10 protein-coding genes are annotated in these 12,801 nt (G+C 36.5%); 7 read left to right on the top strand and 3 right to left on the bottom strand.

Annotated features, from left to right (window positions below; all coding sequences use genetic code 11):
* Positions 1 to 421: 421 nt before the first annotated feature.
* Positions 422 to 2,752 carry an ATP-dependent helicase gene (locus tag FB551_RS20395; protein WP_114820785.1) on the bottom strand — a complete coding sequence of 777 codons (2,331 nt, stop codon included), beginning with the start codon at positions 2,750 to 2,752 and terminating at the stop codon, positions 422 to 424.
* Positions 2,753 to 3,192: 440 nt separating this feature from the next.
* On the opposite strand from FB551_RS20395, the gene FB551_RS20390 reads away from it, so the two are divergent.
* The 3 genes from FB551_RS20390 (at position 3,193) to secG (ending at position 7,082) form a co-directional block, all read left to right on the top strand.
* Positions 3,193 to 4,506, top strand: coding sequence for a M16 family metallopeptidase (locus tag FB551_RS20390; RefSeq protein WP_142018741.1), 1,314 nt, complete (start codon positions 3,193 to 3,195; stop codon positions 4,504 to 4,506).
* A 52-nt stretch (positions 4,507 to 4,558) separates the two neighbouring features.
* Positions 4,559 to 6,604 carry a M16 family metallopeptidase gene (locus FB551_RS20385; protein ID WP_142018740.1) on the top strand — a complete coding sequence of 682 codons (2,046 nt, stop codon included), beginning with the start codon at positions 4,559 to 4,561 and terminating at the stop codon, positions 6,602 to 6,604.
* Positions 6,605 to 6,737: 133 nt separating this feature from the next.
* Complete coding sequence (secG, locus tag FB551_RS20380) at positions 6,738 to 7,082, top strand: preprotein translocase subunit SecG (protein WP_047429320.1); 345 nt, start codon at positions 6,738 to 6,740, stop codon at positions 7,080 to 7,082.
* A 51-nt stretch (positions 7,083 to 7,133) separates the two neighbouring features.
* Here secG and FB551_RS20375 read toward each other — a convergent pair whose 3' ends face one another.
* Entirely contained in the window at positions 7,134 to 7,973 is an 840-nt protein-coding gene (locus tag FB551_RS20375) for a glycosyltransferase family 2 protein (RefSeq protein ID WP_142018801.1), read from the bottom strand.
* A complete protein-coding gene (gene recR, locus FB551_RS20370; protein WP_047429316.1) occupies positions 7,969 to 8,580 on the bottom strand; it encodes a recombination mediator RecR in 612 nt (203 codons plus the stop codon). The genes FB551_RS20375 and recR overlap by 5 nt, the downstream gene beginning before the upstream one ends.
* Positions 8,581 to 9,121: 541 nt before the next feature.
* On the opposite strand from recR, the gene FB551_RS20365 reads away from it, so the two are divergent.
* The 4 genes from FB551_RS20365 to FB551_RS20350 all read left to right on the top strand — a co-directional run bounded on the left by FB551_RS20365 (position 9,122) and on the right by FB551_RS20350 (position 12,800).
* Positions 9,122 to 9,727 (top strand): LURP-one-related/scramblase family protein, encoded by a 606-nt coding sequence (locus FB551_RS20365; RefSeq protein ID WP_142018739.1) that lies wholly within the window; start codon positions 9,122 to 9,124, stop codon positions 9,725 to 9,727.
* A gap of 22 nt (positions 9,728 to 9,749) precedes the next feature.
* Positions 9,750 to 10,241 (top strand): hypothetical protein, encoded by a 492-nt coding sequence (locus tag FB551_RS20360; RefSeq protein ID WP_142018738.1) that lies wholly within the window; start codon positions 9,750 to 9,752, stop codon positions 10,239 to 10,241.
* 81 nt (positions 10,242 to 10,322) lie between these two features.
* Positions 10,323 to 11,765: an aminoacyl-histidine dipeptidase gene (locus tag FB551_RS20355; RefSeq protein WP_142018737.1), complete on the top strand. Its 1,443-nt coding sequence runs from the start codon at positions 10,323 to 10,325 to the stop codon at positions 11,763 to 11,765.
* 66 nt (positions 11,766 to 11,831) lie between these two features.
* A complete protein-coding gene (locus FB551_RS20350; protein ID WP_142018736.1) occupies positions 11,832 to 12,800 on the top strand; it encodes a tetratricopeptide repeat protein in 969 nt (322 codons plus the stop codon).
* Position 12,801 lies beyond the last annotated feature (1 nt).

The following is a 12,801-nucleotide window of genomic DNA, read 5'->3' as shown; positions in this document are numbered from 1 at the left end:
TCTTAATAGAAACTTTGCGAGCTTCCCGTTAAAAAGATTTTTATAAAAACGCTACGCTCGCAAAGAAATAAATTGATTAGTCTTCCGATCGCAGCGACACTTCATTCAGCAGAGAATTTACACTAGCTAAGTGGAACGCCTTAGCGATCGAAAAAATGAAACATATCTTAATAGAAACTTTGCGAGCTTCCCGTTAAAAAGATTTTTATAAAAACGCTACGCTCGCAAAGAAATAAATTGATTAGTCTTCCGATCGCAGCGGCACTGCGTTCAGCAGAGAATTTACACTAGCTAAGTGGAACGCCTTAGCGATCGAAAAATATACATAGCATGATCATGATAGTCACATTGCGAGCTTAGCGGTTAAAACAAAAAACGGATCCAAAAATTGAATCCGTTTCTTTTATATTTTACGATGAAATTAAATCTTAGTCAGTTTAGCATATTTCAGGATCAGATTTTTCTCTCCTTCATGCATGAAAACTACTTTTGCTTTGATATTCTGAGGGTCTGTTCCATCCAGGAAAGTAACTTCCCCAATTCCAAAACGGTCGTGTCTTACTTTATCTCCTACTTCAATATCCTGAGAAGAAGCTCCGCTTGGATTGATAATTTTAGCCGTGCTTACCGGTTTCAGTTTTCTGACTTCAGGAGCAGGTTTCGAAGTATCACCTCTGTCAATAGTTTTCTTTTCAACCTTTTTAAAAGATTTCATTTCGGAAGGATGTTCATCAAAGATATTGGATTTCACTCCTGAATTATTGATAAACCTTTTTTCCAAAGCAGGATTCAGGAATTCGATATATTCATCATCAATTTCACTTAAGAATCTTGAAGGTTCCGCATCAGTAATTTTTCCCCACTGGAAACGGGACACAGCATAGGAGAAGAAGGCTTGTTTTTCCGCTCTTGTCAATGCTACGTAGAATAATCTTCTTTCCTCTTCAAGATCTTCTCTGGTTGCTGAGCTCATAAAGCTTGGGAACAGGTTTTCTTCAAGCCCTACTAAGTGAACCACCGGGAATTCCAATCCTTTTGAAAGGTGAATGGTCATTAAAGAAACCATATCATCTTCCAGCTCTTTATCCTGAGTATCTGCAGAAAGTGCAATATTTTCAAGGAAATTGGAAAGACTCGGATCACCATCTTCAAGCTGCATCTGCTCTTCAATGAATCCCTGCATAGAGTTCATCAATTCCTGTACGTTTTCTACTCTGGAAATTCCTTCAGGCGTTTGATCATCCTTCAAAAATTTGATTAAACCGCTTCGCTTTGCCACTTCCATAGCCACGCTGTACGCCGTTTCTGTTTTCAGTAATACCTGAAAAGCTTTGATCATTGACCAGAAATCGTTCAGCTTGTTTAAAACCCCGTTGTTCAGACCTAATTGAGGTGCATACATCGGAAGATTCTCCAATACTTTTGAAACCGCAATATTGTGGGCATCTGCAAATACGATCAGCTTATTCTGTGTTGTTTCTCCAATTCCTCTTGCAGGATAGTTGATAATCCTCATCAATGCTTCCGAATCATTTTCATTGATCAGTAAACGCAGATATCCAATAAGGTCTTTTACCTCCTTTCTTTGATAGAAAGAAAGACCTCCATATACTTTGTACGGAATATTTTTACGTCTCAGTGCATCTTCAAAAGCACGCGTCTGAGAGTTGGTTCTGTATAAAATAGCAAAATCGCTGTACTTTCTCTGGTCACGGTTACGAAGTTCCCAGATATTTCCTGCCACGAAATTGGCTTCATCTGCATCGGAAAGAGATCTGTATATTTTGATCTTGTCCCCTTCTTCATTATCACTGAATACATTTTTCTTAAACTGCTGCAGGTTTTTTGCAATCACTACATTAGCCGCATTTACAATATTCTGTGTAGAACGGTAATTCTGCTCCAGAGATACTGTTATAGCATCCGGATAATCTTTTTTAAAGTTTAAGATATTGTAGATATTCGCTCCACGGAAAGAGTAGATAGACTGAGCATCATCCCCTACCACACAGATATTCTCAAATTTCGAAGCTAATGCTTTTACAATAAGATACTGAGAGTGGTTGGTATCCTGGTACTCATCTACCATGATGTATCTGAATCTGTCCTGGTATTTTGCCAGCACTTCAGGAAAACGGGTCAGCAATTCATTGGTTTTTAACAACAGGTCATCAAAATCCATAGATCCGTTTCTGAAACACTGATCCACATATTTCTGATAAATCTGCCCGATGAATTTCATATTCGCTTTCTCATCCGCTTCCATCAGTTCCGGATTGTTGAAGTAAGCTTTTACCGTAATCAGATTATTCTTATAGGTTGAAATTCTTGCCTGAACTTTTTTAGGCTTATAAAGATCAGCATCGATATTCATATCCTTCAGAACTTTTTTAATCACGTTCAGAGCATCCTGCTGATCATAGATGGTAAAATTGGAAGGATATCCGAGATAATGGGCCTCAATTCTCAGAATTCTTGCAAAAACAGAGTGAAATGTTCCCATCCAAAGGCTTCTCGCGTTGCTGTCTCCTACTACTTTAGCGATACGTTCTTTCATCTCGCGTGCCGCCTTATTGGTAAAGGTAAGCGCCAGGATATTGAAAGGGTCTATTCCGTTATGTATTAAATGGGCAATACGCATGGTTAATACACGCGTTTTCCCGGAACCTGCTCCTGCAAGCACCATCAAAGGTCCCTGTAAAGAGGTAACGGCTTCATATTGTGATTCATTGAGTCCTTTCAGATAGTCCATACAGCAAAAAATTTTGGGAACACAAAATTAAGGTATTCAGAGCAGAATTCAAACTTTCATAGAGAAGTTAGCGATTTGAAGTATCCGGTATTGAGTCTTAAGCACATATATACTAACTATTAATTCTAAATTAAACGCGAATGTTAGCAAGGCTAATGATTAATTTTAGACTATATCTTTTGTTCGCAAAGGCACTTCGTTCAGCCTGGATATCAAATTTTAACTATGGCTGAGTAAAACGCCATTGCGATCGTACCTGAAAATAAAAAAATTTCTTAGCGAACCTTGTGTTAAAATATGAATTGATAATTTTTCAATATCGATCTCCTATATTTTCACTTTTAATTTCTGGAAATTTCCCCAAGTGATCATATTTTTCTATAAACTCTGTAACATTTAATTCACTTTTCATACTAATTGGTAAACAATTTCTAAATTTTATGAAAAAGCGACTTCTTTCTGCTGCTGCCGTAGCTTTCTTCGGGCTAATGCTGAATGCACAGCAAATCAAATTCGAAGAGTATGACCTTCCCAATGGTCTTCACGTAATTCTTCATCAGGATAACTCGGCGCCGGTTGTAACAACAGGTGTAATGTACCACGTAGGTGCAAAAGATGAAGTAAAAGGCAGAACAGGTTTTGCTCACTTCTTTGAACACCTTTTATTCGAAGGAACTCCTAACATCAAAAGAGGAGACTGGTTTAAAATCGTTTCTTCAAACGGAGGGCAGAACAACGCCAACACCACCAATGACAGAACTTATTATTACGAAACGTTCCCTTCCAATAACGAACAGCTTGGACTTTGGATGGAGGCTGAAAGAATGCGCCACGCTGTAATCAACCAGATTGGTGTGGATACACAGAGAGAGGTTGTAAAAGAAGAGAAAAGATTAAGAATGGATAACCAGCCTTATGGAAATCTTTTCACTACTATTCAGAAAAATTTATTTACCAATCACCCATACAACTGGCCAACAATTGGTTCTATGGAAGATCTGAATTCTGCAAAATTAGAAGAGTTCCAGGCGTTCTACAAAAAGTATTACGTTCCTAATAATGCTACTTTAGTGGTTGCAGGAGATATCAAACCTGAGCAGACAAAAAAATGGATCGAAACCTACTACGGAGGAATTCCAAAAGGAACACTTTATCCAAAAGATTTCCCGAAAGAAACTCCAATCACACAGGAAAAAGAAGTCACTGCTACTGACCCGAACATCCAGCTTCCGGCTTATATATTCGCGTACAGAACCCCTGCTAACAAAGAAAAGGATGCTTATGTTTTGGATATGCTTTCTTCTTATTTAAGCAGCGGTAAGTCTTCAGTTTTATATAAAAAATTAGTAGATCAGGATAAAAAAGCGCTTCAGGTAGCCGCTTTCAACCAGGGACTTGAAGACTACAGTATTTTCGCATTCTTCGCAATTCCGATGGGACAGACTACAAAGCAGGCTTTACAGACTGATATCGATGCTGAAATCAAAAAACTTCAGACGACTTTAATTTCTGAAGAAGATTACCAAAAACTTCAAAACCAATACGAAAACCAGTTTGTAAATGCTAACTCAAGCATTCAGGGAATTGCTGCGTCATTGGCAACCAACCACGTATTGATGGGAGACACGAATTTGATCAACAAAGAAATCGACATTTACAGATCTATCACCAGACAGGATCTTCAAAATGCGGCTAAAAAGTATCTTAATTCCAACCAAAGAATAATCATCAATTACGTACCTGAGAAAAAGTAATCATTCAACTTCTCAGGATACCATATGATTATTAAAAATTAAATTTTTACAAATGAAAAAGCAATTAACATATATAGCTGCAGCGTTTTTCTTTACAGGAATGGTTTCAGCACAAAAAATAGATCTTAATGCAATGCCGAAACCAGGACCTACTCCTGCCATTAACATTGCCAAGCCAAAAACTTTCCAGCTAAGCAACGGTCTTACAGTAATGGTTGTTGAAAACAACAAATTACCAAGAGTAAGTGCCAGCCTTTCTATGGACAGACCTCCATACAACGAAGGGGCAGTAACCGGAGTAAGCCAGATTATGGCTGAACAGTTCGAAAACGGTACAACCAACATCAGCAAAGATGATTTCAACAAAAAAGTAGATTACCTGGGAGCGAACCTTAATTTCTCTTCAGGAGGTGCTTCTGCCAATTCACTTTCAAAATATTTCCCTGAAGTTTTAGGTTTGATGGCGGATGCAATCATTAATCCTAAATTCTCTGCTGAAGAAATTCAAAACTCTAAAGAAAGAGCTGTAGAGGGATTAAAGTCTGAAGAAAAAAATGCATCTTCTATTGCTGAAAGAGTTTCTAACGCTTTGATGTATGGAAAAAATACTTCAAGAGGAGAATTTGAAACTGTTGAATCTATCAACAAAATTCAGTTAGCTGACGTACAAAATATTTACAAAAAATACTACGCTCCGGATAATGCTTACTTAGTAATCGTGGGAGACGTAAAATTTGACCAGGTAAAACCTTTGATTGAAAAGGCTTTCAGCGGCTGGAAAAAAGCAAACACTCCTATCGCACAGTTAGAACCAGCTTCCAATGTTGCTAAAACAGAGATTAACGTAGTAGATGTTCCTTCAGCAGTACAGTCTGTTGTTTCTTTAAACAACCTGAACACTCTGAAAATGAAAGATGCGAACTACTTCCCTGCAACAATCGCCAACTATATTCTTGGTGGTGGCGGTGAAGCGAGACTTTTCATGAACCTTCGTGAGAAAAACGGATTTACCTATGGGGCTTATTCAGAAATGATTGCCAGCAAGTATTCTCCACAATTCTCTGCAAGTGCAAGCGTAAGAAACGAGGTTACAGACAAAGCTGTTAAAGAATTCATGAATGAACTTAACGCGATCTCTACTGTAAAACCGGAGGAATTGGCAAATGCAAAAGCAAAACTGAAAGGAGCTTTCATCATGTCTTTAGAGCAGCCAGCTAATATTGCAAGATTTGCATTAAACCAAAAAGTGCAGGATTTACCGGCTGATTTCTACACCAATTACCTGAAATCTATCGATAAAGTAACTGCAGCAGATGTTGCAAATGCTGTAAAGACCACCATTTTACCAAACCAAAGCAGAATTTTCATCGCTGGTAAAGCATCTGATATTTCTGAAGGACTGGAAAAATTAGGTTACCCTGTAAAATATTTTGATAAGGACGCCAACCCTGTTGCAAAACCAACTGTACAAAAAGTAGATGCAAGCGTAACGGTTGCTTCTATCGCAGATAAATACATCAATGCTATCGGAGGAAAAGCTAATCTGGCTAAAATTACTTCATATACTACCAATGCTTCAATGTCTATGCAAGGACAAAACATCGATTTTAAAATCGTTAAGGCACAAGGTGGAAAAGAGCTGACAACGGTAACAGCAATGGGACAGGTTGTTCAGAAGCAGGTATTTGACGGGAAGACTGGTTATTCTATGCAAATGGGACAAAAAGTTGACATCACACCGGAAGAAATTGCTGAAAAACAAAAGAACCCGGAACTTTTCGAAGAGTTAGGTTTTGCAAAATCTGCTGATTATAAATTAGGAGGAATTGAAAAAATCGGAGGTGAAGATTCTTATGCAATTAAAGGAGGAGATACCACTTATTACTATAGCGTTGCAACAGGATTAAAAACCGGAGAAACCAAGAAAATAAAAGCTAAAGGTCAGGAAATGACAATTCCGACAACATACTCTAATTACAAAGATGTAGAAGGGGTAAAAATGCCATACACCATCTCTGTAAGCCAGATGGGAATGGATATGACCATGAATGTAAAGTCTTATGAGATCAATAAGGCTACAGATGCTGATTTTAAATAACAACATCCAATTTTTATACAAAAAACGGCAACAATTGTTGCCGTTTTTATTTTTATCAACATTTGGCGACATCTTTCTTTGTCATTCAGTAAAAAAAGATTAAATTTGCCCATTCAAAAAGATATAAGAATTAATGGATACTATATTTACACTACTAATGGTTCTTGTTATGGTTGCCAGTGTTTTATTGGTAATTATCGTTATGGCACAAAATCCAAAAGGAGGAGGCCTTTCCAGTACATTCGGAGGTGCATCATCTGCACAGTTCGGGGTACAAAGAACCAATGATTTCATGGAAAAAGCAACATGGACTCTAGGCGGAACTATCATCGTTCTTATCCTTTTAAGCGTTGTTATCACAGGTAAGCCATCTCAGTCACTTCCTGCACAACAGCAACCAGCTAAGAAAGAAGCTCCTGCAAAACAGTCAGCTCCTGCTTCTTCTACGACAACTACTCCGGTAGCTCCGGCAAAATAAGAAGAATAACATCTTACATATAACAAAAGCAACTCAAATTGAGTTGCTTTTTTATTTTAATCTGATCTTTTCAATCTGATGCCGAAGCTTTAATCCTGCTTTCAAAAAAGAATACTGTACAGGCTTCGATTCTTTATAATACTTATCAATAAAGATCTGCATCGCTCCATAAAACCTGTTGAGATATACTTCATCCTTAATTGTACTTTCTCCTTTATGATGAAGGATAGAAACCTCCCCATAATAGAAATTCTTATATCCGCTTCTTAAAAATGTATAACAAAGATCAATGTCTTCTCCATACATAAAATAAGCTTCATCCAACCCTCCTATTTTTTCATAAACGTCTTTTTTAGCCAATAAAAATGCTCCGGTGATCACATCTACCTCTGCAATGGCATTTTCTTCTATATCGTTTCTGTAATAGGATTTCGAATTGTTCTTTTTAAAATTGGTAAACAGCTTTTCAAATGAATTGAACATATCCGGAACGGAGCGTTTGCTTTCAGGAAGAAAATTCCCTTCTGCATCATGCATTCTCACTCCCAGACATCCGAATAAAGACTGAGCATCTGCAAAATCCAGCAATTCTTTCATATAAAACCCTTCTAACTCTGTATCAGGATTCAAAAGCAAAATATATTCTCCTTTTGCCGTCTGGACAGCCTGGTTATTCGCTTTTGAGAAGCCGCCATTTGTTTCAGATGATATAAAATGTACATCAGAAAATTCCGGAATAAGATTTCCCCATGAACTGTCTGTAGAAGCATTATCAATGACAATCACTTCATAATCTATGTCCTGTATATACTTTTGGAGCGACAGGAGACAGCTTCTCAGCAATTGGGTAACATTGTAATTTACAATAATAACAGACAGCTTCATATTAATCTTTTTCGTTGTATGGCAACCTGTTGATAATAGATCTTCCCAAAGAAATTTCATCAGCATATTCCAGTTCATCTCCTACAGAAATTCCTCTTGCAATGCTGGAAAAATTTATATTGAAACTTTTAAACTTCTTGTAAATATAATAAGCTGTGGTATCACCTTCCATCGTAGCACTCAAAGCAAAAATAAATTCCTTCACCTTTCCTTCGTTCAGCTTCTTTTCTATACTTGGAATATTCAGCTGGCCGGGCCCAACGCCTTCCATTGGAGAAATTTTCCCTCCCAGAATCAGATATTTCCCCGTATACTTTCCTGTATTTTCAATAGCAATTACGTCACGTACATCTTCAACGATACAGATCAGTTCACCATTTCTCTTTTCATTGCTGCATATTTCACAAATGTCAAAATCCGAAAAATTATGACATTCCTTACAATATTTTATTTCATTGACAAGATTGATCAGCGAGTTTCCAAGACTTACCGCTCTGGAGTTGGGCTGCTTTAATAAATGGAGTGCTAATCTCAAAGCCGTTTTTCTTCCAATCCCAGGCAATCCCGAAATCTCATCTACCGCTTTTGCCAATACTTTACTAGGGTAATCCATAGGTACAAAAATAAGGATTAAAGTTGATAATTGATAGTGAATAGTGAGTGGTCCCTTCGCTTTGCTTGTGAATTTTCATACAACATAAATAAATTTCAGCGCAGTGTTCGCTAAGGAATTTTTATAGTTCTTAAAAAATGATCGCAAGGGCGTTTCACTCAGCAATACACGAAGCGGATATCCTGACTGAACGAAGTGCCTTTGTGAACAAAACATACAAATCCAGTAAACAAACCTTGCAAACGCTGCGTTAAATAGATTCTAACGCGAAGTCCGCTAAAATATCTAATGGCTAAAAAAGGTTCGTAAAAGCATTTCACTCAGCAATAGACAAAACTGATATCCTGGCTGAACGAAGTACCTTTGCGATCGAAATAGATAAAAGTACATATCAACCTTGCGGACATAGCGTTTATTTTTAATCAGAAGCACATGCAACATAATGTCCCATTATGATATTTTTATATTTTCCGGCTATCTGAGAACACTAAAAAACCTTTATATTTGCGGCTTAAATTAAATATGAAAAAAATAAACTGACATGGTACTTAACAATCTTAATTATCCTCTGGATTTCAAATTCAAAATCACTACTTTAGCAAGTGACTTTAACATTACTGACAAAAACGGAAATTATGTAGCGTATGTTCGTCAGAAAATGTTCAAGTTGAAAGAAGATGTTATCGTTTTTAATGATGAAAGCAAGTCTAAGGAACTTTTCAGAATCAGAGCCAATCAATGGATTGATTTCAACGCTTCTTATTCTTTGAATGACCTTATCGACAACAAAAACTTCGGCAGACTGGCAAGAAAAGGAATGCGTTCTCTCTGGAAAGCGAGTTATGATATTCTGGATGCTTATGATCAGCCTAAGTTTAAAATTCAGGAAGACAGTGCGTGGGTAAGATTCTGGGACAGCTTTGTAGGAGAACTTCCTATTATCGGAATGTTTACAGGGTATTTCCTTAATCCATCCTATACAGTAACAGGGATTGACGGAAAGGCTTATTTTAAGCTTAAAAAAATGCCTTCATTCTTCGGAAGAAGATTCCAGCTGGACAGACTGATTGACATTGATGACGAGGAAGAAAGCCTGGTAATCCTTTCTTTATTAATGATGACACTTCTTGAAAGAGCAAGAGGATAACAAATAATAAAACCACAAACACATGAAATATTTAATCATTTTATTTTCCGCATTTCTATTGGTAGCCTGTAAAAAGGAAAAAGAAACTGTTTCAGGTTCTGCCCCTACCGATTCTTTGCATATTGCTAAAGATACTGCCTCCATTGGTCCTTCTTCAGGAAATATTCTGGTGGGTACCATTCCGTTTCCAAAAGAAATCAAAGAATGTTCCTGCTATTTTGCAGCCAGCAAAGCTGATTTTGAAAATGAGAGATACATCTATGCTGATGATGCCGGAAAAACAGCTTATATGATGCTGGATGGCAAAAGGCTGGCTATGAATCTTATTTCATCAAGTGATATGGAAGTAGATGAATTGCTTACCAAAGAAATAGAAAATGACGATTACAAAATTTCAGTAAAAGGTAAAAAAATAAAAGGCGAAGAAGCTTTACTGTTTGAAGGAACTCTGACTATAGAGAAACCAGACGGAACTACATTTACTACTCCGATCTATGGAGAATGCGGATGTTAATAAAAGCGAAATCATACAAAAATGCTTCTGTATCTCACGGAAGCATTTTTTATTTCGTAAATTTGAGAAAAATAAATTTCAATGGAATTATCTAATATAGAACCGCAGATAATCTGGAAAAACTTCTCCAAATTAAATGCAGTTCCGAGACCTTCAAAAAAAGAGGAAAAAGTAATTGCTTTCATCAAAGGATTTGGTGAAGATTTAGGACTTGAAACTACGGTAGATGAAGTAGGAAACGTTATTATTAAGAAAGCTGCCACAGCAGGAATGGAAAACCGTAAATCGATCGTGCTTCAGTCGCACCTTGATATGGTTTGCCAGAAAAACAATGATGTGAATTTCGATTTTGAAACAGAAGGGATCAAAATGGAAATTGATGGTGACTGGGTAAAGGCTAAAGGAACTACTTTAGGAGCGGATAACGGTTTAGGAGTAGCAACCATCATGTCTATTCTTGAAAGTTCAGATATTCCTCACCCTGCATTGGAGGCTCTTTTCACCATTGATGAAGAGACAGGAATGACAGGTGCTTTAGGATTAAAACCCGGACAACTGACAGGACAAATTCTATTGAACCTTGATACTGAAGAGGATGATGAAATCGATATCGGCTGTGCAGGAGGTGTTGATGTAACGATCACTCAGAATTACGCTGCAGCAGCTCCGAAAGGACAAATTGTAAGACTTGAAGTAAAAGGTCTTCAGGGAGGCCACTCCGGAATGGATATTCATAAAGGCTTCGGAAACGCCAATATTATTCTGGGAAGACTTCTTTACACCGGATTGGAAAACCAGAATATTGAATTGGTTTCTATCGACAGCGGAGGCTTGAGAAATGCCATTCCAAGAGAAGGTGTTGCTCTGATTTCTGTGAGAAACGCTCAGGAGTTTATAGAAAATGTAACTGTTCTTAAAAAGGATATTTTAGAAGAGTTTGCAACTGTAGAACCGGGAATTCAGATCAATATTGAGAATTCTACGTCTTCTGACAAGGCTATTTCTGAAGCAGATTCTAAAAAAGTGATTCTTACTTTAAAAGCCCTTCACAACGGAGTTTACAGAATGAGCCCTGATGTAGCTGATCTTGTAGAAGCGTCTAACAACGTAGCAAGAGTAGAATTGAAAGGCGGAGAACTTAAGATTTTAAACCTTACAAGATCTTCTGTAGATTCTTCAAAATATTCAGTGGCAGAGCAATTGAAATCTGTAGCAGAATTAGCTGGAATGAATGTTGAATTCAGTGGCTCTTACCCTGGATGGAAGCCAAAACCAGGTTCAGAGATTGTACAACTGATGGAGAAGCTTTATATTGAAAAATTCACTGAAAAACCTCATGTAGTAGCTTGCCACGCAGGTCTTGAATGTGGAATCATCGGTGCCAACTATCCTGAAATGGAAATGGTAAGTTTTGGACCAACGATCAGAGGAGCTCACTCTCCTGATGAAAGAGCGAATATTCCTTCAGCACAGAAATTCTGGAGCTTCCTGAAAGATATTTTAGCGAATATTCCTCAGAAATAAAACATTAAAATTGCTATATTCAATATCCAAAGTCTTATGATTTTGGATATTTTAATTTTTTTTAAGATGAAAATAAAATTACTCTTATTACTTTATTTGATCGTTTGTATTAAAACTTATTCTCAATCACAGAGATTAATGGGCGAATGGATTTTAGATAAAATTGTACAACCTGATGGGAAAAATTTAGAAATAAATAATCCCAAGTATTCCTTCAGTCTTTTTTACAAAATTAATCAAGATGAATTTGTAATTTCTAAGCAAAAATTCAAAGCGAAATTTTATACTGACAAGATTATTCTTGAAAATCGTACTTTCAAATACTGGTTTGAAGATAATTATCTAGTGCTACAAGAAGGAAATGAAATATCTTTATTATTAAAGGAAGGAGATTTTATAAAAAAGTTTCCGGAATTTAAACCCAAAATCGAAGTAAGAAACAACGATAGCTTATTGATTGCTAATCAGGTAATTCGTCCAATATTTAATCATGAAAAAAGTTTTGATGACTTCATAATACCCTTAATGAAACAAGAAAACTCAAAAGATATGGATGACTTATATTTTAAAATTGAATATATTTTAACAAAAGATAATAAGATTACTAGTATTAAAATACTTGACAAGCGTACCCCTCAATATGATACACAATTTGTGCAAGCATTAATGCAGGCAGAAAAATATTTTAAAAATCCTTATGGAATAAATATGTTAGTAACTGAAGAAAACTATTTTTTAAAATGGTATCAGGATTTGAGCGATAAATCAGAGAAAGATTTATATCATATTATTGGGAATGGTTTTGAATACTATAATAACAATCAATTTGATAAAGCGATTGAAAACCTCAGTAAGTTGGACAAATTACAAATTAAAGATAATCGCTTCATCTCGAGATTTCGTGAGGGCTATATTAAACTAGGAATATCATATCTTGCAGTTGGAAAAATTGAACAGGCATGTACAAACTTCAAAAAAGCTGGAGGTTTAACAGATTTTGAAGTTAGAAACTATTTAATTGATTTTTGCAAATAAT

Source organism: Chryseobacterium aquifrigidense, from assembly GCF_006716485.1.
Taxonomy (GTDB): Bacteria; Bacteroidota; Bacteroidia; order Flavobacteriales; family Weeksellaceae; genus Chryseobacterium; species Chryseobacterium vietnamense.
Note: the sequence above shows the minus strand (reverse complement) of the source record. Positions and strands in the feature narration are given on the sequence as shown.